Below are 23,455 nucleotides of genomic sequence, written 5' to 3'. Positions count from 1 at the left end.
GGCGCGGCTACCGGCACAATGGGCCCGTGAGCAACGAATGGAACTACCTCTTCGACATGGACGGCGTGCTCGTCCGTGAGGAACACCTCGTCCCCGGGGCCGACGAAGTCATCGCCGAGCTGCGCGAGCACGGCACCCCGTTCATGGTGTTGACCAACAACTCCATCTACACCCCGCGCGACCTGCGGGCGCGGTTGCTCAACACGGGCCTGGACATCCCCGAGGAGTCCATCTGGACCTCGGCGCTGGCCACCGCCCAGTTCCTCCAGACCCAGCGCCCCAACGGGTCGGCGTACGTGGTCGGCGAGTCCGGCCTGACCACCGCCCTGCACAACGTGGGCTACGTCATGACCGAGCGGAACCCCGACTACGTGGTGCTGGGGGAGACCCGCACCTACAGCTTCGAGGCCATCACGCGGGCGATCCGCCTGGTCCGCGCCGGCGCCCGGTTCATCGCCACCAACCCGGACGAGACCGGCCCCAGCGCGGAGGGCCCGCTGCCCGCCACCGGCGCGGTCGCCGCGCTCATCGAGAAGGCCACCGGGCGCAGCCCGTACTTCGTGGGCAAGCCCAACCCGCTGATGATGCGCTCGGCCCTGCGCCGGATCGGCGCCCACTCCGAGAACACGCTGATGGTCGGCGACCGCATGGACACCGACGTGCTCAGCGGCCTGGAGGCGGGGCTGCAGACGATCCTGGTGCTGTCGGGCATCTCCGGCCGGGAGACCGCCGAGGAGTTCCCCTACCGCCCCACCCGCGTCATCGAGTCGGTGAAGGAGCTGGTCGGCTCCACCGGCGACCCGTTCGGCCGCGGCGCCGAGTAGGGCCCGGACACACGGACAGGGGCGGCGGACACTCCCGTGTCCGCCGCCCCTGCCGGATGCGGTGCGTCAGGCGCTCTGCCGCTGCTTGGCGATCTCCTCCACCTTCGCCGCCTCTTCGCGGCGGCGCGAGCGGAGCAGTTCCAGGCGCTCGGCGAGGACCTCCTCCAGGTCCTCCATGCTCCTGCGCTCCAGCAGCATGTCCCAGTGGGTGCGCGTCGGCTTGGCCGCCTTGGGCTCCTCCCCGGAGCCGTCGCGGCGCAGAGCGCGGTCGCCGCAGAAGCGGCACTCCCACTCGGCGGGGATCTCGGCCTCGGTCGCGAAGGTGACCGAGAAGCGGTGGCCCCGGCTGCAGTCGTAGGTGACCTCCTGCCGCGGAGCCAGGTCGGTGTTGCGGTCGTTCTCGTAGCTCGTCGCCCCGAGTCGGGTGCCGCGCAGTGCTCGCTCGGCCATCGTGTGGGTGCCTCCCAGGCGCTTGTGCGGTCTCGCGGGGTTGTAACACGCGGGTACACGTCAAGATTCCCCGCCGTCCCGTGGTCGAACCACGGGCCCCGGGCCCTGTGGAGCGGGCGGCCCGGAGCGGCAGGACGCCGTGCGTGTGACCTGTCGCACTCCTTCCCGCTCTTTTCCGGATGCACACCCCGACGCCGGTACGGACTGCGGAAAACCCGTCCGGTGACGTTCCGTGGCCGGGTCGGGACACGAGTGGCCATTGTTCTTCGAGAGGCTTTCCGCGTGTTTCGCTATTGATATCGAGGAACAAGAAGAAATTGCCTGTATATCCGATATAAGTTCTCCGTGGTTCTCCTGAAGCTCCTCGAGAAGAGCATTGACAAGATCACGGAACGCCAGGTCAGGAAGGCGGGCATCACCTTCGGCGACATCTGGCGCGACCCCGATCTCGCGGCGGCGCTGCCCGCCGTCCGCGCCGGCGACATCGCGACGGCCCGCGAGCTGCTGACCGTCGACGACCCCCAGCGGGCCGATCTGCGCCTGCACGTGCTCTCGGACGAGTGCACCCCGCACCTGTCCGTATTGGAGGAACGCTACGGCGACGACGACCCCCTCCTGCTCCTGCTCGGCGGGTCCACCCGCATGAAGGCGGCCTGGGAGATCCGCGGCGGGGGCTGGGCCGCCTCGGTGGGCGCGGACCGGGCGCGCGCCTTCCTCGCATTCTTGGAACCGGCGGCCGGTGCCCTGATGCGCGCCGCGGAACTCGCCCCCGAGGACCCCCGCCCCTGGAACAACCTCCAGTGGTACTGCCTGGGCATGGGCGTCCGCCGCGAGGACCTCGACCGGATATGGCTGGAGCTGTGCGCCCGGGACTCCTGGCACCACCGCGGCCGCTACTCCCGGCTCCAGGTCCTGTGCCGCAAGTGGAGCGGCTCCCACGAGGAGATGTTCTCCTTCGCCCGGGAGACCGCCGCCCTGGCCGGGCCCGGCGACGCCTGCCTGGGGCTGCTGCCCGCCGCCCACAGGGAGCTCATCATGCTCACCGTCCGGGACGAGGCCGAGATCGCCACCGTCGCCGACGCCAAGGAGTTCGTCGGGGGCTACCTCTCCGACCCGGGCGTCCACGGCGAGCTGGCCGGGGCCGCCGACCGGTGGCTGGCCGGGGACGTCGCCTCCGACCCCGAGCACGCGAACGTCGCCCACCTGTTCGGCGCCGCCCTGTACTACGGGGGAGACCTCGAACGCGCCGCCCGCGCCCTGGCCCACGCCGGGCGCGTGATCCCCCCGGGCTCCCTGTGGGCGCACGTGTCGGCCTCGCCCGCCTACGCCTTCCGCAGGGCCCTCGACAAGTGCGGCCTCACCGACCGTCCCGCGCCCTGACCCCCGCCCGCCGGCCCCGACCGGTGGGGTCGGTCGGGGCCGCCGGGCGGGGCCGCCGCCGGTCGGCCCCGGCCTCAGACCCCGTGCGCACCTACCTCCCACGCGTGGCCGCGCTCCTTCAGCAGCCGACCGAACCCGCGCTGTCGCGACTCCACTCCGTGCACCAGCCGCACCCGGCCCGGCCGCAGCCGGTCCACGATCCGCAGCAGCCCCTCGCGGTCGGCGTGCGCCGACAGACGGGTGTCCACCACCCGGGCGCGCACGGTCAGTTCCTCGGGACCCGACCGCCCGCGCAGCACGAACGCGTGGTCACCGCCGTGCACCGTGTCCAGCAGCCGACCGCCCGCGGCGTCCTCGTCCTGGCGTCCGGCGACCAGGATCGCGTCGCGCGGGTCCGGCAGGACCGAACGGGCCCACTCGACCACCGGGCCGGCGCTCAGGTTCCCGGCCGGGCTGATCACCACCCCGCCGCGGAACGACTCCACCAGGGAGCCCCGCTCCGACCAGCCGACGGCGCGCACGCCGTCGCCCAGGACCCGCACCGGCTCCTCGTACCCGAGGGTGGCCTGCTCGATCCGCTCGGCCACGGTCCGGGCCATCCCGTCCACCAGCACCGGTACGTCGGGCAGCCCGCGCTTGACGATGAGCGCCACCTCCTGGGCGCGCCCCAACGCCATCGCGGGGACCAGCACCCGGCCGCCCACCCGGCACACCTCGGCCACCGTGGCCAACATGCGTTCCACCGTCGCGGACCGCCGGTCCGCCGAGCGGTCGCAGCAGGTGGACTCCAGCACCAGCAGGTCGGCCCCCTGCGCGCTCTCGGGCAGTTCGCAGGCGCCCACGCTCTCCTGGGGGAAGTCGGCGATGTCCCCGCTCACCACGGTCCGGTGCTCACCGGCCCGCACCACGGCCCCGGCCGCGCCGACGATGTGACCGGACGGGAAGAGCTCCACGACCAGGTCCCCGATCCCGTGCTCGACGCCCGTCGCCACGGGGGTCAGCGCCCTCACGGCGCGCCGCACGTCCTCGGGGCCGAACCCGCCCGGGGCCGGGCCGTGCATCCTCGTCACCTTGGCGGTGTCCTCCCACATCACCGGCAGCAGCTCGGCCGTCTCCGGGGTGCAGACCACCGGGCACGGGCCGCGTTCGGCCAGCAGCGCGGGCACGTATCCGGCGTGGTCGTTGTGGGCGTGGGTGACGATCACCGCGTCCAACGGGCCGGGGGCCAGGTCGGCCAGGCCCGGCGGCGCCGGGGAGTCGCCCGGGCGGCGGCCCGCGTCCACCAGCAGTCGGGTCGCCCCTGCCTCCACCAGGACGCACGACCCGCCGATCTCGGTGCCGCCGCCCAACTGCACGACCCTGGGCGACCGGTCGCGCACCTCCGAAGCGGCGGCCCGGGGGGCAGGGGCCCGTACCAGCGACCCGGGGTCGGCCAGCGCCCGCAGCACCCGGACGAACAGGGGGACCTCGACGCCGGAGGCGACCGCCGCTTCCCGCACCGCCGACAGCCCCCGCTCCTCCTCGCGGCTGCGGGGATCCCGGGAGTCCCGGGACACGGACGCGTCCCACAGGGACAGCAGCCTGCGCCCCAGCACGCGCGGGTCGCGCCGCTCGGCGCGCAGCGCGGCGATCTCCTCCCGCAGCCGGGACGCCTCCTCGGCGGCCTCCTCCCGCCAGGACTCCCCGCGGCGCACCTCGGCCTGCGCGGCGTCACGCTCCTGGCGCAGGTGCCGCAGCTTTCCCTCCGCCCGTCTTCGGCGTTCAAGGGCCTCAGCCAGCCGCCGCTCCAAGGACTGCACCTTCTTCCCGGCGCCGGGCGGGGTCTCCTCGGCCACGGGGTGCGGCGCCTCCGCGGCCGGGGAGGCGCCGCGCACGGCGGCGGCGCAGGCGCGCACCCGCGGGTCGGGGTGCGACAGCAGGACAGCGAACGCCTCCCGCGGGTCCCGCGCCGGCTGTTCGCAGGCCAGGGCGTGCTCCCGTGGGAAGTGCGATCGCACCAGCGCCCCCAGGGACGGGAACTCGGTGAGCAGGTCGAGCAGCCAGTCGGCCCGGGCGGCGGCCAGCTTGTCCGGTGAGGACTCGGGGCCGCCGAACCCGGGCCTGTCCATGACGGCGCGGGCCGCCAGCTCCAGAGTGCCGGGCGCGCTCATCGGTCCCCTCCCTCGCGGGAGAGCCGGAACGCCCGGGTGAGCACCGGTTCGGGGTGCAGGTGCACGTGCCGCCTTCCGTCCTGGGCGGGCTGGAGCTCGGGGACCAGGGCGCCCAGTGCGCGCAGGACCTCCACCAGGCCGAACCGGGTGGTCGGCGAGGCCCCCAGCCGGGCCTTCAACCCGGGATCCTCCTCGGCCCCCATGTCGATCAGCTGCGCGAGCTGGTCGGTCCTCTCCGGAGTCTCGTAGGCGCTGATCAGCTGCCACGTCCGCTCCAGCACCGGGGACTGCAGCACCCCGGTGGTACGCACGAACTCGGCGGCGTTGCCGGGGGCGGTCAGCCACCGCTCCAGTTCGTCCAGTACCTGTTCGGGGTTGCGCCCCTTCTCGGCGACCTCCTCGATCACCCGGTTGACCAGGGCGGGCCACCCGCCGGTGACCTGGAGCAGGCGGGTCTGCACCGCCTCGTCGATCAGCCCCGAGAAGTGGTCGAGCAGCCGCCACTGGCGCAGCCCCGAGGTGCCGAAGCGGCGCAGTTCCACAACCTCGCACCGTTCCAGCACCGGGTGGTCCAGATCGGGGAACGGGTGGTCCATGGCCCCGGAGATCACCTCGGCGAGCTCGGGCCTGGCCAGGGCGATGACACTGGCCGGGGACGGGCTCTCCTGGAGCAGGGAGTCCGCCTCGGCCAGCTCGCGCAGGGCCGACTTCGCCGTCTGCGGCAGGTGCACGAGCACGAGGTGCCGCCCGGACTCGGTGAACCGGGAGAAGGCCCCCTGGATCGGCTGCCGGTTGCCGCCCACCTCCCAGACGGTCGCCCCCCACTCGTCCTTGACCTGGTGGAGCGCCGCCGGGACCTGGTCGACAAGGGTCCCCTGCGAGCCGACCACCAGCCGCACCCGCCGGTCGCTCCGGCTGAGCAGGGAGACCTGCCCCGCGGTGAGCGGGGACAGCACCGACCGTCCCTCCCGCGGGCGGCGATAGGAGGCGGCGTCGAAGACACCGGGCTTGTCGTAGGTCTCCTGTGCCTGGAGCAGCTCCTGCTCCACCCGTTGCGACCCACCCAGCAGGGTGAGGATGTGCGGGGTGCGCAGCCGGTACCCGTCGACGTCGTGCTCCCGCTCCTGCCGGGTCAGCACCCCCAGGTCCACGCACTCCTCCACCAGGGAGGTGAACTCGTCCCAGGGGCACTCCTCGAACTCGTCGGGCCACCACACCTGGCACTCCTGGAGGAGGAACTTCTCCGAGAGCACCGTCTCGCGGTCGTTGATGGTGTGCAGGGCGACCACGTAAGCGATGACCTTGTAGCGGTGGTCCAGGTTCAGGGTCCAGTCGAACCGGTTGCGGAACGCCGTCACCATGTTCTGGCCGGTCTGCACCGCGTCCACGTCCTCGGCGGTGATGGTGTAGGGCAGCTCGGTGCGCGGTGCGGAGCGCAGTCGCCGCAGCAGCTCCTGCCCGAAGTACTGCACCAGCGCCGGGGCGTTGTTGGCCAGCGCGATGATGCTGACCGCGAGCTCGTCGGGCAGGTGCAGGCCCAGCGTGCGAAGCGGGCGCACCAGCAGGTCGAAGGCGTCGGGCGAGGCCAGCGGGCCGATGCTCACCGGCTCGCCCAGGTTCGCGAAGGGCTGGTTGGGCAGCGACCGGAAGCGCGAGGTGTTGTGCAGACCGGCGAACACCACCTTGAACCGGTTGTCGGTGGCATTCATCAGCTCCCGGAAGGCGACCATGTTCTCGAAGCCGTGCTCGTCGGCGTCGATGGTCAGGAAGGAGTCGGCCTCGTCCAGGAAGAGCATCAGCCGACGGTCGGGGTTGCGCCGGGACCACTCGCGCACCGCGGCGCACACCGATTCCCGGGTCGCCGGGTTCAGCGTCCCCCGCTGCCGGATCCCCTCCTCCTCCAGGGCGGTGCCGAGGATGCGCCACACCTCGCTGGCCTGCGACACCGACCGGATGTCACGCATGATCACCGTGGTCCCGCTGCTGTCCTTGCGCAGCAGCCGTTCCGCCTCCTTGAGCAGCACCGACTTGCCGAGCTGGCGGCCGCCGTAGACGAAGTGCGCGCCGGAGGGGGCGCGTACCGCCTCCAGGGCCTCCCTGCGCCCGTAGAACATCTCCTCGGGGATCATCTGCTCGGCCTGGAACGGGTGCGAGACGGTGAAGGGCGCGGTCAGGCGCACGGTGGTCGCCCAGTCCGGGGCGGCCAGCACCGCCAGGTAGGCGAGCACGGCGGTGTCGACCACGGAGATCACCGGGCCGCCGCGGGTCCGGGCCAGCTCCAGTAGTTCCAGCCGCTGCTTGGCGGTGAGCAGGCCGAAGTACAGCACCAGCACGGTGCGGTCGTCGGAGGCGTCCGACCGGGACCACTCGGTGAGCTCCAGGGGTGAGGGGCGTCCCCACATCAGCTGGACGCGCAGCCGCGCGCCGCCCGGGCTCATCCGGGAGCCGAAGTCGGGCAGCAGGGCCTCGCCGGACAGCGCCACGTTCCGCAGGTCCATCCCCACGAACTGGTTCCGGCCGCGACGGTCGACCCCCTCGCCGACGTCCTCCAGGTCGCCCGCGATTCCGAGCAGTTCCAGGATCCGGCTCAGGGCGGAGATCCGGTTGCCGCCGCTGCGCGGCCCCTGGGCGAGGGTGTTCCACTGCCGGATGCCCTGGTAGGCGCTGGAGCGCCCCGGCTTCTCCCCGGCGGGCCGGTCCACCAGCCCGCTCTCGACCAGTTCCCGGAAGTCGGGGTGCACGGACGAGAGGTCCTTCTTCTCGATCAGGGACCGCAGCTGGACGTGCAGCTCCGGGAGCCGGTGGTTGCGCTCGGCGCTCTCCATCACCTGCGGGTAGCGCGGGAAGAAGAGCGTGAAGTGGTCCGGCTCGGGGTTCTCCTCGGGGATGGCCTGGCCCCGCACCAGGTGGGCGATGATCTCGTCGGAGGTGGTGATGCGCCCGTGGTCCAGGTACTCGTACAGCCGCTTTTCGTGCAGGGCGACCGCGTCGTGCTCCCGGGCCAGCCTGCCGACCTCGGCCCGCCGCTCGTCCACGCGTCGCTTGCGCAGCTCGGCGGACTGCTCCTCCAGGGCGGCGATGCGGTCGTGCAGTACATCGAAGTCGCGCCGCTCGAATGAGGCGGCCGTCTGCTCGGCCCGCTCGTACAGGCTGTTTGCCTCGTCCTCGGAGAGCGAGCCGTACAGCCGGTGCAGGCTCACAGACCGCTGGAAGGAGCGCACGTCCTCCACCAGCCGCGTGCGCTCCTGTGCGGTCCGCGTCTCGATCTCGGTGTCCATGCGGTCAGCCAGGGCCGGGTCGCCGGGGCGGACCGTCTTGGCCACCAGGGCGGCGCCGACCAGGTCGCCCCGCTCCACCCGGGACGCGAAGGCCGCGGGCCAGTCCTCGCCCCCGGTGAGCACCCTGCGGATGTCGTCCACCGCGGGCTGCGGAGAGCATTCGCTCTCGGAGGTGATGCGGCATTCCGGGATGCGCAGCAGGTCGCGGACCAGGAGCAGCCCGTCCGCGGGGGCGGCGGAGGGCGAGGCGGAGCCCGTCAGCAGGTCGCCGACCTCCGACAGCAGCTCGCGCGCGGCGGACAGTGCGGGGGCGGCCGCCTCGTGCTCGGACGGCTCCAGCTCGGCCAGGGCGGTCGGCAGGTGCTTCTCGGCGACCGAGCTGAGCCGGTTGAGCCCGGTCAGCTCCCACGAGCCGTCCGTCTCGGCCAGCTCCAGCTCGGCGAGGCGCCGGACGGTGTCAATCCAGGTGTGCGCGTTGCCGCGCAGCTCACCGATGTAGCGCAGCAGGGAGTGGCGCGCCTTGGCCTCGATGTGCTTGCGGGAAGAACGCGTGTGCTTGCGGCTGCGGCCGTGGATCTCGTCGATCAGCTGGGCGGCGTCGATCGCCTGGTCGAAGGCGTGCAGCTCCTCGACGCGGGAGGCGTCGTCCGAGGCGGGGATGTCGATGAGCAGGCGCAGGTCCCCGTCGGGCGACACCATCCGCTGCCACACCCGGCTTGCGCTCTGGTAGTTGAGCTTGCGGCGGGCGGAGTGCTCGCTGTCGTCGCGGGCCCGGGCCACCGCGGCCTCACGGCGTCGGCGCAGGACCCCGATGTCGTGCAGGTGGGCGCTGCTCTCGGCCGCGTTGAGGCGCACACCCCGCTGGGCGGCGTCGCCGAACGCCTCGTGCACGGCGGTGAGCGCGGGGCGCCCGTTGAGGGCGAGCGAGCAGCGCTCCATGAGGTGGTAGGCGTCCAGGGAGGGGCTGACCAGTCCGGCGCGCAGGGCGGCGGCCCACAGCAGGATCCGCTCCCCCCGGGCATCGGGCAGGTGGCCGATCAGCCGGGAGGCCCGCTCCACGAACTTCAGGGACTGCTCGCCGTCGGGCACGGTCACCTCGCCCGCCAGGGCCGCCAGGAACCGTCCCTCGGCCACCTCCGGCAGCCCCGCGGCCGCGTACAGCCAGCCGCTCAGGGCCACCCGCCCCTGGCCGACGGCTGTGCGGTCCAGTTCGATGAGGTCGGGGGACAGGGGCGGACGGTGGGCGGCGGGTGCGGTGCGCTCGGGTTCCCCGGCGGGGGCGATGGAAGCTTCCGCCGCCGGCTCGGGGGCGCCCGCCGCCGCGGCCCGGTCCTTTCCGGTCGGCTCGGGGACCTCCGGCCGGGCGCGGGGGACGGCCTGCGGCTCCGCGCGCCCGTCGGGCTGTTCCCGCGGCTCCTGAGGGAGGGGCTGGTCCGGCGGGGAGGGCTGCTCAGCGCCGTCGACCCCGGTGGCCTCCGGTGCGAGGTCGACGGGGCCCTCCTGCTCCGCGGTGTCGCGGGCGATGCGCTCGTCCAGCAGGTCCAGCTCCGAGGGGGCCGCCGCAGGGGGAGGGGGGTCGGGTGTGCCGGGGGTAGCCACGACCGGCTCGCCCTGGAAGATCGCCACGGCGGTCCCGTGCCACGGCTCGGGCAGACTGGCGATCGTCCGGGTGAAGAGTTCCGCGTTGGCGGGGTGGAAGCGGTCCCGGGCCAGGGCGTCGGCCAACGCGGCCAGCTCGGCCAGGTGTTCGGTCTGCTCACCCTCGCGTGCCGCGGTGCGGACGGGCTCCACGATTTCCTCGAGGTGCCCGGGAAGCGCGGTGCGGGTGAAACGGGCGCACAGGGCCTCCCGCTCGGCCCGTTCGGCCGTGAACCGCTCCAGCGCCGAGGCGATCCCGCCGAGGTCCTCCACGGGCGCGGAGTCGGCGGGGCCCAGGGCGGTCACGGCGCGCACGACCTCGTCGAACTCCAGCGCCGTGCGGTGCAGCGGCTCCAGGTGCCGGTCCTGAGGGCGGCGGCCCGCGCGCAGGGCGGCCAGCACCTCCTCGGCCGCGGCGGACGCCTCGGCGAAGATCGCGGTCAGGTGTTCCAGCCGGGCCGACAGGTCGTCCGGGGCGGGTTCGTCGGGGTTCGGTGCGTCGTGCGGGCTGGTGTTCGGGGAATGGGGCATACCGGCTCCGGGGGGAGGAGGACGTGGCCCGTCCGACCCGCCCCGGGCCTACCGCGTCGCCCGGGACCGGGGAGGGCGAGGGAGCACCATCCTTGCACGGACTCGCGACGTTGGGGGCTTCCGCGGAACCGAGTTCCCGTGCCTGTACAGATCCCCTCTCCCGCAGCCGCACTCTCCCCATAAGTCCTGCGGGAAACACCATTTCCGCTGTTCGCTTCGGGTGCCGGTGGTTTTCCTCCCGTGCTCTCACAGGGGTTTCCCCCACCCCTCGCGACCCCTTCCCCCGGGCCGGGAATGGCTCGGGCGGAGCCCGGTGGGATCCGGTTCCGGGCGGTCCCTTTCTCGTGTGTTCACTGTGCGGCAATACCGTTTGTGTGAATCTGGTGATATGTTGACTCGCTGTGCGCTGAAAAGTGCGTGTTGTGGAAAAACATCCCCTTCTCGTATCCACTGCGCACCCCGATCCCACCCCCCGGTCCCCAGCCCGGCCGAAGCCGGTGCGACCAGGGGACATGCCGCCGCCGGACGTGAGCCATGACAACCACCACCCCCCGGGGCGCGGTCTCCCAGCCGCGCCCCGCCTTCCGCTGGGCGTACCTCCCGGCGGTGCCGCTGCTCCTGTGGGGCGGCGCGCTCCTGGCCTTCCCCGCCGCCCGCCAGCCCTGGCCGCTGGGCACCGCGATCACCGGCCTCGTCCTGCTCACGGTCCTGGCGCTGGTCGTGGAACGGCGCGAGCGCACCGTGCGGGCCCTGCGCGCCGAACTCGACGAGCTGCGCACCAGCACCGAGCTCCTGGCCCGCGACCACCTGCCGCGCCTGGTCGAGCGGCTGCGCGAGGGCGACTCCGCGGAGACCGCCCTGCACCGCATCCCGCTGCCGCCCGACGCCGCCCGCGCGGCCGTCGTGCGCTCGATCGCCGCCGAGATCGCCGTCTCCGAGCGCCGCCGCTCCGCCGCCATGGCCGCCTGCGCCACCGCCGCAGGACGCATGCAGGCCCTCACCACCGCCATGCTCGCCGACCTGCGCCGCATGCAGGAGCGCTACGGGGACGGCGACACCGACTCCGGCATCCTCGGCGACCTCATGCACCTGGACCACAGCACCGCCCAGGCCGGCCGTATCGCCGACAGCATCGCCGTCCTCACCGGGGCCCGCTCCGGGCGCCGGTGGAGCCGCGCCATCGGGATCGAGAGCATCCTGCGCGGCGCCATGGCCCGCATCGGCGCCTACCGCCGGGTGCGCCTGCACAACGTCCCGCGCCAGGCCATCGCCGGATTCGCCGCCGAGGGCGTCATCCACGCCGTGGCCGAGCTCCTCGACAACGCCGCCAAGTTCTCCCCGCCCACCTCCGAGGTCCACGTCCACGTGGAGGAGGTCCAGGCCGGCATCGCCGTCATGGTCGAGGACAGCGGCCTGGTCATGGGGGAGGAGGCGCTGCGCCGCGCCCGCGAGTCCGTCGCCGGCGACGCGGACATCACCACCATCTCCGGGAGCCGCCTCGGCCTGTCCGTCGTCGGCCGCATCGCCCGCCGCTACGACCTGACGGTGTCCTTCCGGTCCTCCTCCCGCGGCGGGACCGCCGTGGTCCTGCTGCTCCCGAACAAGCTCGTCAAGCCCCTGCCCGCGGCGCCCGCTCCCGCCGCGCGGCCGGAGCCGGCCGCCGTGGCCGCCTCCCCGGCGGCCGCCCCCGAGGCGGCCGCGCCCGCGTCGGCCCCGCCGCGGGACACCGCCGCCGAGACCGGCGGGCTGCCCCAGCGCCGCCGCGGCAAGACCCTCGCGGCCGTGCAGCAGCAGACCGCCGACTCCCGACCCGCAAAGGACGCCGGCCCGGCCACGTCGCCACGTGGCTTCGGGGCGTTCCGCGCGGCGGTGAGCGGCCAGGACCAGAACGGAACACCGAAGGACGCATGATGGACCTCGAACATTCGACCTGGCTCCTCGAAGGCCTCCTGGAGCGCACCCCCGGAGCCCGGCACGCCCTCGTGCTCTCCCGCGACGGCCTCAAGCTGTGCCACACCCCGGGCCTGGGCAAGGACAGCGCCGACCACCTCGCCGCGATCGCCGCCGGGGTGCAGAGCCTGGCCCACAGCGCCTCCGTCGAGTTCGGCGACGGCGCCGGGGGCGTCCGCCAGGCCATGGCCGAGTTCTACGGCGGCCTGCTCTTCATCGTCGAGGCCGGCGCCGGGGCCCACCTGGCGGTGATCACCTCGCCCGAGGCCGACCCGGGCCTGGTCGGCCACAACATGAACGAACTGGTCGAACAGCTGGGCGAGCACCTGTCCACGCCGCCCCGGGCCGCCACCGGAACCGCATGAGCCGCTCGCACCGCGACGAGAGCCCCGACCGCCTCTACGTCATCACCTCCGGGCGCAGCGACGGGGCCGACGAAGCACTGGACGCGGTGACGCTCGTCGTCGCCGAGAGCGAGCCCACCCCCGACATGCAGTCCGAACACGCGGCCATCCTGCGGATGTGCCGCGGGCCCATGGCGGTGGTGGAGGTCTCCGCCCACCTGGGCCTGCCCCTGGCGGTCACCCGCATCCTGCTCACCGACCTTTTGGACGGCGGCCGGATCACCGCGCGCCACCCCCGGCCCGCCCCCTCTCCCGCCCACCCCCTCGCCTCCCCGGACGTGTTGGAGAAGGTCCTCGTTGCACTCCACAACCTCTGAAACCCCCACCGCCGACCCGCCCCGGTCCCTGCCCCCGACCGTGGACCAGGCCCTGAAGATCGCCGTCGTCGGCGGCTTCGGCGTCGGCAAGACCACCCTGGTGCGCTCGGTCAGCGAGATCCGCCCCCTCAACACCGAGGAGACGATGACCCGGGCCGGGACCGGCATCGACGACCTGAACGGCGTGGAGGACAAGCGCACCACCACCGTCGCCTTCGACTTCGGCCGCATCACCCTGGACGCCACCTCGGTGCTGTACCTGTTCGGGGCCCCCGGCCAGCAGCGCTTCTGGTTCCTGTGGGACCGCCTGTTCAGCGGCGCCCTGGGAGCGGTCGTCCTGGTCGACACCCGCCGCCTGGACGACTCCTTCTTCGCCATCGACCGGCTGGAGGCCCAGGGCACCCCGTTCGTCGTCGCCCACAACGACTTCGGCGAGGGCACCCACAGCCTGGAGGAGATCCGCGCCGCCCTGGACCTGGACCCGCAGGTGCCCCTGCTGCGCTGCGACGCCCGCGACCGCGGCTCGGCCAAGCACGTCCTCATCGCCCTGGTCGAGCACATCCGCACCCTCATCGCCCAGGCCCCCCGGTGAGCACCGCCCGCCGCCCCCGGCCTGCGCGACCCCCCGTCCCGCCGGGTCCCTGACCCGGCCACCGGGCCGCTCCGGCCGGGGCGGCCCGCCCCATGCCGCCATCCACAACCGACACACGAGGTGCCCGGTGGACACGACGACCCCGGTCCGGCTCTACGACCCCGAATTCAACACCGACCCCCGCGGCTTCTACCGGAAGATGCGCGCCGAACACGGCCCCGTGGTGCCCGTCCTCATGGACGGCGACGTCCCGGCCTGGCTGGTCATCGGCTACCGCGAACTGCACGGGGTGCTCGGCGACTCCGACACCTTCGCCCGCCACCCCAGCCGCTGGAACGCCTGGGACCGGGTGCCCGAGAACTGGCCGCTGCTGCCGATGCTCGCCCCGCTGCCCAACGTGCTGTGCGCGGAGGGCGAGGAGCACCGGCGGCGCACCCGCGCCATCAACGACGCCATCAACGGCGCCGACCCGCACGAGCTGCGCATCCTCGTCTCGCGGATCGCCGACCGGCTGATCGACGCGTTCTGCGGCTCGGGTGGGGCCGACCTGCGCGCCGGCTACGCCGAACGCGTCCCCGCCCTGGTGCTGTGCCGCATGTACGGCCTGGACGACGCCACCGGCGACGCCATCACCTCCGACATGAACGTGCTGTTCAACGCCGGCCCCGACGCCATCGCCGCCCACCAGCGCATGGTCGGGGCCTTCGCGGAGCTGATCGCCTCCCGCCGGGCCGTGCCCGGCCCCGACATCGTGTCCCGGATGATCGCCCACGCCGCGGACTACACCGACGACGACCTCAACGCCGACCTGCTCGCGGTCCTGGCCGGCGGCCACCAGACCACCGGCGAGTGGATCGGCAACGCGCTGCGGCTGATGCTCACCGACGACCGGTTCGGGACCTCCCTCTTCGGCGCCCGCAGCAGCGCCCGCGAGGCCCTCGTCGAGGTGCTGTGGGAGGACTCGCCCTCCCAGATGAACGCCGGCCGGTTCGCCGCCCACGACGTCGAGCTGGGCGGCCGCATCATCCGCAAGGGCGACCTGCTGCTGCTCGGCTACGCCGCCGCCAACCAGGACCCCGCCCTGCGGACCGGCGCCGCCGGCCCCGGCCACGGGGCCAACCACGCCCACCTGTCGTTCTCCCACGGAGAGCACAGCTGCCCGCACGCCGCCCAGGGCCTCGCCGAGACGATGGCGGTCACCGCGATCGAGGTCCTCCTCGACCGGCTGCCCGACATCGAGCTCTCCGTCCCCGCAGACGAGGTCCGCTGGCGGCCGTCCCCCTGGATCCGGGGCGTCACCGCGCTCCCGGTCTCCTTCACTCCCGCAACCCCGCAAGGAGTCCATTGATGTCCTGCCCCTACCACGCGGCCGACGGCGTCCCCCTCATCCACGCCGTCCCCGAGGACGTCCAGGCCGACCGCGAGCGCCTGTACCAGGAGGGCCCGCTGACCCGGGTGGAGCTGCCCGGCGGCGTGCGCGCCTGGGCCACCACCCACCACGAGGTCAGCAAGGCGACGCTGAACGACCCCCGGTTCGTCAAGAGCGTCGACCACTGGGCCGACTACCAGGAGGGCCGCGTCCCCGAGGGCTGGCCGCTGCTGGGCACCATCCCCACCGACAACACCAACATGCTGGCCCTGGACGGCGCCCCCCACCGGCGCCTGCGCCAGCTCACCGCGAGCCCGTTCTCGGCGCGCCGGGTCGAGCGGCTGCGCCCGCGCATCGAGCGGATCACCGCCCGGGCGCTGGACGCGCTGGAGCCCCGGGCGTCCCAGACCCTGGACCTGAAGTCGGAGTTCACGTTCCGGGTGCCGATGGCCGTCATCGGCGAGCTGTACGGGGTGTCCGAGGCCGAGTACGAGAACCTCGGCGAGATGTACGCCAAGCTGTTCTCCGGCACCACGGAGGAGGGCGAGCACCTCCGGATCTACCACACGCTGTTCCAGTACTTCGGGGAGCTGGTCGCCCGCAAGCGGGCCACCCTGGACGAGCACGACGACTTCACCGCCGACCTCATCCGCGCGAGCGAGGACGGCGAGGGCCTCACCGACATGGAGATCACCCTCACCCTGCTGACGGTGGTCGCCGCCGGGCACGAGACCACGGTCAACCTGCTCACCAACGTGGTGCGGGCGCTGCTCAGGTACCCCGAGCAGCTGGAGCGGCTGCGCAAGGGCGAGGTCACCTGGGACGCGGTCGTGGAGGAGACCCTGCGCTACGACCCGCCCAACAACCTCATGATGTTCCGGTTCGCCACCGAGGACATCGAGATCGAGGGACAGACCATCAAGAAGGGCGAGGCGCTGCTCACCCACTACGGGGCGGCCTCGCGCGACCGCGCCGAGTTCGGCGACGACCCGGAGGTGTTCGACCCCGACCGCAGTAAGGGGCGGCACATCTCCTTCGGGTACGGCCCGCACATCTGCCCGGGTGCGCCGCTGTCGCGGCTGGAGGCGGGGATCATCCTGCCGATGCTGTTCGAGCGCTTCCCCGACCTGAGGCTCGCGGTCCCGGACGAGGAGCTGGTGGTGGCCTCGGCCCTGTCGGTCAACAGCCTCAAGGAGTTCCCGGTCGTGCTGCGTCCGTAGCCCGCGCCCTCCCCGGGGACCGACGGCGTGACGGCCCCCGGGGAGAACCTTGCCGGGACGAAACCCCCTTTTTGCTGACTACGACCGTACGATCCCCGCAGGCCACCGGCGGGGAGGGGCGGGGACATGGTCGTGACGAGGAGCTGTGCGCTGGCCCTGGCCGTCCTCCTCGCCGGCTGCGGCGGTCCGGGGACGGCCTCCCCGGCCGGCGGGGAGGCGCCGCAGGCCACCGGTGCCCCGTCCGCCCCGGGCCCGGCCCCCATTCCGAGCCCGGCTCCGGGACCGGCGCCGGCCGCACCGTCCCCCGCGGACCCGTCCCCGTCGGGCGGCCCGGCCCAGGCCACCGCGGAACCCTCCGGGTCCGGCGCATCCGGCGCATCCGACGGGCCCGGCGACCGGCCCGAGGGCGAACCGCCGAAGGAGGCCGTCACCGGCTACCTGGAGGCACTGGCCGCCACCGACGACCCCGACCGCATGCGCGAGGGGCTCAACCTGGCGGCGGACGACTCCGCCGCCCACGACCTGCTCCTGCACGCCGCCTCCGTCGCCCGCGCCCGCGCCGACGGCGGCCGGGCGCCCGAGGCCGCCGGGCTCACCCCCACCGCCGACGGCGCCCGGCTGTGCCCGGTCGAGGGCAACGACCCCGACTGCGGCGAGTACACCGACTTCACCGGCCGGGACGGGCTGGTGACGGGGCTGCACATCAACGGCTCCGACCCGGGCCCCTCCCTCATCGTCGGCGACGGCGCCACCGCCGACTCCCAGGGCGTCGGCGCGACCCTGGTCACCGCCTACCGGTCCGTCGTCGACCACACCCTGGTGGTGACGGTGGAGTTCGCCGCCGTCGACGCCGTGTCCCTGGATTTGGACGGCGCCGTCTACCGCGCCGCCGACGGCACCGGGCAGCGCGCCGAGGACGCCGCGGGCCGCCGCGAACTCACCGCGGGGACCGCCACCCACGCCGTCTTCCACTTCCCCGACGCCCTGCCGGGCGGCGAGCTCTCCGTCGGCGGCTGCCTCGCCGAGTGCTCCGCCCTCGTCGACCTCTCCCTCCCCGTCGGCTGACCGGCTCAGCCCAGGAGGGAGCCGTCGATCCGGGCCCGGGCGAAGATCCACCGGAAGGCCGCCAGGGCGGCCGCCAGCCAGCACGCCGCGGCCAGCAGCATCCATCCCGTCTCGGCGGCCACGGCGGCGGCCGGGGCGCCCGCCTCCAGCAGCCGCACCGCCGCCAGCCCGTGGACCGCGGGCAGTGTCTGGGCGGCCCACTGCACCGGGACGGGCCAGTACTCCACTGGCACCATCGCCCCGCTGACCACGACCACCAGCGACGACGCGATGTTGCCGATGACGTTGCGCGCCTCGGGGAACACCAGCGCCACCGAGGCGACGAGCAGCGTCATGCAGTAGGTGGACAGGCAGGTCAGCGCCACGATCCCGACCAGCACCGGCACCTGCCACCAGGTCCACTGGACCCCGAAGAACGGCGGCAGGGCCAGCAGCGCCACCGATGTGGTCGCCACCGACGAGGCGGGCCACTGCAGGCTGCGGCCGAAGTAGAACCACCCGGGGGACACCGGCGAGGCGGCCAGCAGCCCCATCGTGCCCCGGTGGTGGTCCCAGCAGGTGGAGGCCACCGCCAGCATCGCCTCGGCCACGCAGACCGTCACCGCCGCCCCCAGCACGATGTACCGGGTGTACTCCGGATCGCCGACCAGCACCCCCACCGTGGAGTAGAACAGCACCTGGCACAGCAGCCGCACCAGCCAGCCGAACAGCCAGGTCTTCCAGGTGTAGAACGCCCGGAAGTCGGCGCGGGAGACGACGGCCCCCTGGCGCACGGTGCGCGCCACCGGCGCGAGCAGGTCAGACACGGGACAGGCTCCCCTCGGCCCGGGCGCGGCGCAGGAAACGGTCCATGGTGTGCGTGCCGAAGGCCAGCGCCAGCGCCCCCAGCAGCAGCACCGCGGCCAGCCGCGCCGCCGCGTGCTCCACCGGTCCCGGCGTCAGGGCGTCGCGGAACAGGTCCGCGCCCCAGGACAGGTACAGCAGGCGGCCCGGCGCCGCCGCCCACAGGGGCAGGAACGCCAGCGGCACCACGACCCCCGACAGCAGGAACACCGGCATCGACAGCGTGTTCTGGACGATGCGCGCCCCCGGCGCGGCGATGAACAGCGCCGACAGGGCGGTGGCCGTGGCGGCGGTGGCCAGTGCGGTGGCCAGGGCCGAGAGCACGAACACCACCGGGTGGTGCACGGTGACCCAGTGCCCGAACAGCAGCCCCGCGGTGGCGATGGCCAGCCCGAACGCGGGCAGGGACACCAGCATCGCCCCGCACAGCCGCCCGAACACCAGGGCGGTCGGCGACACCGGGGAGGCGACCAGCAGCTCCAGCCGTCCGTTCTCGCGGTCCTCGGCGATCATCTCCCCGGCGAACATCAGCGCCGCGGTCCACAGCGCCATGAGGGTGGGCGCCACCACCGCGTAGGAGGCCAGGTCGGTGCGCCCGCTGTACAGCATCATCGACAGCAGCACCGCGGTGGTCATCGGGACCGTGGCCAGCGTGAAGTAGGTGTCCACATTGCGCGCCATGGTCCGTGCCTGGAAACCGGATCCCAGCGCGAATCCGGTGAGCGCCGTCCTCACTCGCCCACCGCCATGCCCCGCTCGCCCACCAGGTGGAGGTAGACCTCCTCCAGGTCGGGGCGGCTGCGGGCCACGTCGCGCACCCGGGCCTCGACCAGGGCGCGCTGCACCGCCAGGGTCGCGTCGGGGGAGGAGGTCTCCACCCGGGTCAGCCCCTCCTCGGGGGAGGTCACCGACACCACCCCGGGCAGGCCGGCCAGGGACTCGCGGACCCGGTCGGGGACGCCGCGGGCGTCCACCCGCTCGTAGGCGGAGACGAGGTCGCCGACGGCGGCGGGGGACTCGGTCATGACCAGGGTCCCCCGGTCGATGAGGGAGACCCGGTCGGAGAGCGCCGCCGCCTCGGCCATGTCGTGCGTGGTCATCAGGACGGTGGTGCCCCGGCCGCGCAGCTCGCCGACCAGGGCGCGGAAGTCGCGGGCGGCGACGGGGTCCATGCCCACGGTGGGCTCGTCCAGTATGAGCACCCCGGGGTCGGAGACCAGCCCGCGGGCCAGGTGCAGGCGCTGCTTCATGCCGCGGGAGAAGTCCCCGGCGCGCTCGTCGGCCCGGTCGGCGAGCCCGACCCGTTCCAGGAGCTCGTCGACCCTGCGGCGGCGGGCGGCCCGGCCCAGGCCGTACAGCGACGCCCAGAAGGTGAGGTTCTGCCGGGCGGTGAGCCGTTCGTACAGGCCCTTCTCACCGCCGAAGACGATACCGAGGCGCTCCTTGACCCGGGCGGTGTCGGTGACGACGTCGTGTCCGAGGACCCGGACGGTGCCCGCCGTCGGCAGCAGCACCGTGGAGACGATCTTGCACAGGGTGGTCTTGCCGGCGCCGTTGGGGCCGAGCAGGCCGTGCACCTCGCCGCGGGGGACGTCCAGGTCCAGGCCGCGCAGCGCGTGGAACTCCTCACCTCCCCTGCGCCGGTAGGTGCGGGTGAGGCCGGAGATCTCCAGGGCTTGCATGCGCGGACCTTCCAGGGGGTGGGGGTTTCGCCGCTCACATTTATCTTGATGTCGAGATAAATCGACCCTACCCCCGTCCCGGGCGGAGGACAAGGGCCCGGCGGCCGCGCCCCGGCCCGGCGCCCTCACCTGGCGCGCTGCACGCGGCCCTCGTCCCACACCGGCTCGTCCGACTCGTACACGTTCCCGTCCGCGCCGAACACCAGGAAACGGTCGAACCCCCGGGCGAACCACCGGTCGTGCGTCACCGCCAGGATCGTCCCCTCGTAGGCGTCCAGCGCCGCCTCCAACGCCTCCGCCGACACCACGTCCAGGTTGTCGGTCGGCTCGTCCAGCAGCAGCATCGTCGCCCCCGACAGCTCCAGCAGCAGGATCTGGAACCGCGCCTGCTGCCCGCCCGACAGCGTGTCGAAGGTCTGCTCCGCCGCCCGCGCCAGCTCGTAGCGGTCCAGCGCCCGGCCCGCCTCGTCCCGCGGCACCCCCTTCCGGGAGCCCTCGCCCCGGTGCAGGATGTCCAGCAGCGTCCGGCCCGCGAACTCCGGGTGCTCGTGCGTCTGCGCGAACCACCCCGGCAGCACCCGCGCCCCCAGCCGGGCCCGGCCCTCATGCGGCACCGGCGCCACCCTGGCCCGCTCCTCCTCCGACAGCGGCGTCCCCTCGGGATCAGAGCCTCCCCCGGCCAGCAGCCGCAGGAAGTGCGACTTGCCCGAACCGTTGGACCCCAGGACCGCGACCCGCTCCCCGTAGTGGACCTCCAGGTCGAACGGGCGCATCAGCCCGGTCAGCTCCAGGCCGCCGCACACCAGGGCGCGCTTGCCGGTGCGCCCGCCGCGCAGCCGCATCCGCAGGCTCTGGTCCCGGGGCAGCTTCTCCGGCGGCCCCGCCTCCTCGAACCGGCGCAGCCGGGTCTGCGCCGACTGGTACCGCGACGCCATGTCGGAGTTGTACGCCGCCTTCTGCTTGTACATCGACACCAGGGCCTTGAGCTTGGCGTGCTCCTCGTCCCACCGCCTGCGCAGCTCGTCCAGGCGCGCGAACCGCTCCCGCCGCGCCTCGTGGTAGGTGCCGAACGCGCCGGCGTGCGTCCACGCCGTGTTCCCGGCCGCCCCCAGCTCCAGGGTGACGATCCGGTCCGGCACCCGGCTCAGCAGCTCGCGGTCGTGGGACACCAGCAGCACCGTCTTGGGGGTGGCGAGCAGCGCCTCCTCCAGCCAGCGCTTGCCCGGCACGTCCAGGTAGTTGTCGGGCTCGTCCAGCAGCAGCAGGGGGGCCGGGCCCCGCAGCAGGGCCTCCAGCACCAGCCGCTTCTGCTCGCCGCCCGACAGGGTGCGCACCTCGCGCCACCGGCACCGCTCGTAGGGCACGCCCAGCGCCGCCGTGCAGCACTGGTCCCACACCACCTCGGCCTCGTAGCCGCCGGCGTCCCCGTACCGGGCGATCGCCCCGGCGTAGCGCATCTGGGTCTTCTCGCCGTCGTCGACCATCATCGCGGCCTCGGCCGCCTCCAGGTCGGCGTGCGCTTCGCGCACCGCGGGCGGCGACACCGACACCAGCAGCTCGTGCACCGTGGTCTCGTCGCGCACGTGCCCGACGAACTGGTCCATCACCGCCAGGGCGCCGTCCAGGGTGACCGCCCCCGACTGCGGGCGCTCCGCTCCGCGGACGATCCGCAGCAGGGTGCTCTTGCCCGCGCCGTTCGCCCCGATCAGGGCCGTGACCGAGCCCTCGCCGACCCGGAAGGACACCTCGTCCAGCAGCACCCGCCCGTCCGGCAGGGTGTGGGACACCCGGTTGACATCGATGTGGCCCACGGCCGTACTCCACCGGGGTCGGCGACAGGTCCGGGCGCCCGGCCCGGCCCGCGCGCCTCCCGGCAGGCTGCCACGCCCCCGAACCGCCCGGCAACGGGTTTTCGCCCCGCGGCCGCCCGCCTCCGTGCCGTGATCCGCCCCGGCCCCGCCCGCCCGCACCGTCCGTTCGGGTACGGCCGGTCACCGTGCCGTTCGCCCCCGGGCCGTGGTCCGCTTCCGCCCCGCCCGCGTGCGCGCCGCTTCCGGTACCGCCGTCCACAGGCGTCGCCGTTCCGGGACGGACCGTCGTCGCGCGCTGCGATAATGGCCAGTGCCCGACGGCCGGACGGGGGAGACGGGCGGCCGCGGGGGAGGGCCGCCGCCGCGCGGCCGCGACGTACCGGCAGCACACAGGGGAACGGGGAACCACGGGTGGCCGAGCGCAGCGCTCTCGACCTGGACGCGCTCACGATCAGCGACCGCTTCCAGCTGTTCAACTTCACCCGCCGCGACGACCACGTCACCTACCTGTGGATCCTGCGCGCCCTGGACCGGCTGCGCGAGGTCCACCGGGTGCAGGCCGGCGCCGAGGACCTGGCCGCCACCCTGCGCGAGCTGGCCGCCGCCCACGACGGGGTGCCCGCCCTGGACACCGCCGACCTGCGCTACCGCCTCGACGAGCTGTACGCCGACCGGGTCGTCCACCGCTTCGACGACGCCTCCCGGGCCGGGAACCTCGCCCGCTACCGCAACCGCCAGTCCGTCTACCAGTTCAGCGAGCTCGGCTACCGCGCCTACCGGGCGGTCGAGGGCGTCCTGGGTGCCCGCAGCGAGGACGTCAACCTGTCCCGCCTGGTCTTCTCCGACGTCCTGGAGGACCTGCGCGCCCTGGCCGACGCCAACCGCACCGGCCGCGCCGAGCACGTCTACCGCCGGCTGTCGCGCCTGGACACCGTGATGGAGGACATGGGCCGCCGCTCCGCCCAGTTCCACGTCACCCTGGGCGAGATCCTGCGCTCCACCGACGCCTCCCCGGACACCTTCCTCAGGTACAAGAACGCCCTGCTGGTCCACATGACCGAGTTCATGGCCGAGCTCGACCGCCACCAGCCCCGCCTGGAGCGCGCGGTGCGCGAGGTGGAGGACACCGGCCTGACCACGCTGCTGGCCCGCGCCGCCGACACCGACGAGCGGCTCTTCATGGACCGCGACGAGCGCCTCGACGACTGGCGCCGGCGCTGGTCGGCGCTGCGCGGCTGGTTCACCACCGAGGGCGGCGCGCCCACCCGCGCCGCCGAACTGCACGCCGCCACCCGCTCTGCGACCTCCGGGGTCATCGCGCTGCTGCGCCAGCTCACCGAGGCCCGGCGCGGCGGGGTCAACCGGGCCACCCAGCTGCGCCACCTGGCGCAGTGGGTCTTCGACACCCCCGACGAGGGGGCCGCGCACGCCCTCATGGGCGCCGCGTTCAACGTCCGCTCCGCCCGCCACCTGGGCGTCGCCCACGAGGACGACGAGCAGATCTCCCCGAACGCCACCTGGTGGGACGCCCCCGGAGTGGAGGTGTCGGTGACGCTGTTCCGCAGCGGCAAGGCGCCCACCGCCGGGGTGCCCAAGCCGGTGCGCCGCAACCCGAACGCCCGCGCCGAGCTGCGCCGCCGCCAGGCGGCCGACCGCTCCGCCGACCGCCAGGCCGCCGCCCGCCTGGCCGAGGAGGGGGCCCACGACCGGGTCCTGGACGAGGTCGACACCCGCGTACTGCTGCGCCTGATCACCCGGGCCCTGGAGTCGCGCGCCGTCGTCGCCGGGCGGCTGTCCTCGGCCACCGGCACCGACGAGGGCACCCTGGTCCGGCTGGTCCCCAGCGACACCGGCAGCACCGTCCGCACCACCCGTGGCCTGCTCCACCTGCCCGGCATGCGCCTGGAGCTGGCCCCCCGCGCCCGTGGAGCCGCCCGATGAGCCGCCCGCC

General features: G+C 73.9%; 17 protein-coding genes. 10 read left to right on the top strand and 7 right to left on the bottom strand.

The genetic code is table 11. The features are described from left to right. Positions 1-26 precede the first annotated feature (26 nt). On the top strand, positions 27-824 hold the full coding sequence (locus ACFVNO_RS26430) for an HAD-IIA family hydrolase (protein ID WP_255646465.1): 798 nt from the start codon (positions 27-29) through the stop codon (positions 822-824). A gap of 66 nt (positions 825-890) precedes the next feature. Here ACFVNO_RS26430 and ACFVNO_RS26425 read toward each other — a convergent pair whose 3' ends face one another. Continuing rightward, on the bottom strand, positions 891-1,274 hold the full coding sequence (locus ACFVNO_RS26425; protein ID WP_220560344.1) for an RNA polymerase-binding protein RbpA: 384 nt from the start codon (positions 1,272-1,274) through the stop codon (positions 891-893). A 345-nt stretch (positions 1,275-1,619) separates the two neighbouring features. Here ACFVNO_RS26425 and ACFVNO_RS26420 point away from each other — a divergent pair, with 345 nt between their 5' ends. After that, positions 1,620-2,654: a hypothetical protein gene (locus tag ACFVNO_RS26420; RefSeq protein WP_355265183.1), complete on the top strand. Its 1,035-nt coding sequence runs from the start codon at positions 1,620-1,622 to the stop codon at positions 2,652-2,654. Positions 2,655-2,728: 74 nt separating this feature from the next. On the opposite strand, the gene ACFVNO_RS26415 is transcribed toward ACFVNO_RS26420, so the two are convergent. Together ACFVNO_RS26415 and ACFVNO_RS26410 are read right to left on the bottom strand one after the other, a co-directional pair. Beyond that, positions 2,729-4,804 (bottom strand): MBL fold metallo-hydrolase, encoded by a 2,076-nt coding sequence (locus ACFVNO_RS26415; RefSeq protein ID WP_355265181.1) that lies wholly within the window; start codon positions 4,802-4,804, stop codon positions 2,729-2,731. Further along, positions 4,801-10,251 carry a hypothetical protein gene (locus ACFVNO_RS26410; RefSeq protein WP_378896509.1) on the bottom strand — a complete coding sequence of 1,817 codons (5,451 nt, stop codon included), beginning with the start codon at positions 10,249-10,251 and terminating at the stop codon, positions 4,801-4,803. Before ACFVNO_RS26410 ends, ACFVNO_RS26415 begins: the two co-directional genes overlap by 4 nt. A gap of 534 nt (positions 10,252-10,785) precedes the next feature. Here ACFVNO_RS26410 and ACFVNO_RS26405 point away from each other — a divergent pair. From ACFVNO_RS26405 to ACFVNO_RS26375, 7 genes are all read left to right on the top strand, one after another. Then, the gene (locus ACFVNO_RS26405; protein ID WP_355265175.1) at positions 10,786-12,162 is read left to right on the top strand and encodes an ATP-binding protein; all 1,377 of its coding nucleotides are present in this window, start codon (positions 10,786-10,788) and stop codon (positions 12,160-12,162) included. Then, positions 12,162-12,566: a roadblock/LC7 domain-containing protein gene (locus tag ACFVNO_RS26400; protein WP_220560348.1), complete on the top strand. Its 405-nt coding sequence runs from the start codon at positions 12,162-12,164 to the stop codon at positions 12,564-12,566. Before ACFVNO_RS26405 ends, ACFVNO_RS26400 begins: the two co-directional genes overlap by 1 nt. Further along, a complete protein-coding gene (locus ACFVNO_RS26395) occupies positions 12,563-12,922 on the top strand; it encodes a DUF742 domain-containing protein (protein ID WP_220560349.1) in 360 nt (119 codons plus the stop codon). Before ACFVNO_RS26400 ends, ACFVNO_RS26395 begins: the two co-directional genes overlap by 4 nt. Next, positions 12,903-13,514 (top strand): ATP/GTP-binding protein, encoded by a 612-nt coding sequence (locus ACFVNO_RS26390; protein WP_355265171.1) that lies wholly within the window; start codon positions 12,903-12,905, stop codon positions 13,512-13,514. The genes ACFVNO_RS26395 and ACFVNO_RS26390 overlap by 20 nt, the downstream gene beginning before the upstream one ends. A gap of 127 nt (positions 13,515-13,641) precedes the next feature. Next, positions 13,642-14,862, top strand: coding sequence for a cytochrome P450 (locus tag ACFVNO_RS26385; protein WP_220560351.1), 1,221 nt, complete (start codon positions 13,642-13,644; stop codon positions 14,860-14,862). Beyond that, entirely contained in the window at positions 14,862-16,103 is a 1,242-nt protein-coding gene (locus ACFVNO_RS26380) for a cytochrome P450 (protein WP_378896502.1), read from the top strand. Before ACFVNO_RS26385 ends, ACFVNO_RS26380 begins: the two co-directional genes overlap by 1 nt. Before the next feature lie 126 nt (positions 16,104-16,229). Next, positions 16,230-17,168 (top strand): hypothetical protein, encoded by a 939-nt coding sequence (locus tag ACFVNO_RS26375; RefSeq protein ID WP_355265162.1) that lies wholly within the window; start codon positions 16,230-16,232, stop codon positions 17,166-17,168. Positions 17,169-17,173: 5 nt separating this feature from the next. Here the strand turns inward: ACFVNO_RS26375 and ACFVNO_RS26370 are convergent, their stop codons facing one another. The 4 genes from ACFVNO_RS26370 to ACFVNO_RS26355 form a co-directional block, all read right to left on the bottom strand. After that, positions 17,174-17,974 (bottom strand): ABC transporter permease, encoded by an 801-nt coding sequence (locus tag ACFVNO_RS26370; RefSeq protein WP_378896499.1) that lies wholly within the window; start codon positions 17,972-17,974, stop codon positions 17,174-17,176. Then, on the bottom strand, positions 17,967-18,746 hold the full coding sequence (locus ACFVNO_RS26365) for an ABC transporter permease (protein ID WP_378896496.1): 780 nt from the start codon (positions 18,744-18,746) through the stop codon (positions 17,967-17,969). The genes ACFVNO_RS26370 and ACFVNO_RS26365 overlap by 8 nt, the downstream gene beginning before the upstream one ends. After that, complete coding sequence (locus tag ACFVNO_RS26360) at positions 18,743-19,693, bottom strand: ABC transporter ATP-binding protein (protein ID WP_378896493.1); 951 nt, start codon at positions 19,691-19,693, stop codon at positions 18,743-18,745. The genes ACFVNO_RS26365 and ACFVNO_RS26360 overlap by 4 nt, the downstream gene beginning before the upstream one ends. A 125-nt stretch (positions 19,694-19,818) precedes the next feature. Continuing rightward, positions 19,819-21,504, bottom strand: a complete 1,686-nt coding sequence (locus ACFVNO_RS26355) for an ATP-binding cassette domain-containing protein (protein WP_355265159.1) — start codon at positions 21,502-21,504, stop codon at positions 19,819-19,821. Between the two features lie 411 nt (positions 21,505-21,915). On the opposite strand from ACFVNO_RS26355, the gene ACFVNO_RS26350 reads away from it, so the two are divergent. Next, positions 21,916-23,445 carry a TIGR02677 family protein gene (locus ACFVNO_RS26350; protein WP_355265156.1) on the top strand — a complete coding sequence of 510 codons (1,530 nt, stop codon included), beginning with the start codon at positions 21,916-21,918 and terminating at the stop codon, positions 23,443-23,445. Positions 23,446-23,455: the final 10 nt, after the last annotated feature.

Source organism: Nocardiopsis sp. NPDC057823 (genome assembly GCF_042797335.1).
Lineage (GTDB): Bacteria > Actinomycetota > Actinomycetes > Streptosporangiales > Streptosporangiaceae > Nocardiopsis > Nocardiopsis changdeensis.
Note: the sequence above shows the minus strand (reverse complement) of the source record. Positions and strands in the feature narration are given on the sequence as shown.

Coding starts and splice junctions, on each gene's coding strand:
- ACFVNO_RS26425 (WP_220560344.1), bottom strand. CDS start 1,274: ATGGCCGAGCGAGCACTGCGCGGCACCCGACTCGGGGCGACGAGCTAC.
- ACFVNO_RS26415 (WP_355265181.1), bottom strand. CDS start 4,804: ATGAGCGCGCCCGGCACTCTGGAGCTGGCGGCCCGCGCCGTCATGGAC.
- ACFVNO_RS26395 (WP_220560349.1), top strand. CDS start 12,563: ATGAGCCGCTCGCACCGCGACGAGAGCCCCGACCGCCTCTACGTCATC.
- ACFVNO_RS26400 (WP_220560348.1), top strand. CDS start 12,162: ATGGACCTCGAACATTCGACCTGGCTCCTCGAAGGCCTCCTGGAGCGC.
- ACFVNO_RS26405 (WP_355265175.1), top strand. CDS start 10,786: ATGACAACCACCACCCCCCGGGGCGCGGTCTCCCAGCCGCGCCCCGCC.
- ACFVNO_RS26360 (WP_378896493.1), bottom strand. CDS start 19,693: ATGCAAGCCCTGGAGATCTCCGGCCTCACCCGCACCTACCGGCGCAGG.
- ACFVNO_RS26375 (WP_355265162.1), top strand. CDS start 16,230: ATGGTCGTGACGAGGAGCTGTGCGCTGGCCCTGGCCGTCCTCCTCGCC.
- ACFVNO_RS26380 (WP_378896502.1), top strand. CDS start 14,862: ATGTCCTGCCCCTACCACGCGGCCGACGGCGTCCCCCTCATCCACGCC.
- ACFVNO_RS26410 (WP_378896509.1), bottom strand. CDS start 10,251: ATGCCCCATTCCCCGAACACCAGCCCGCACGACGCACCGAACCCCGAC.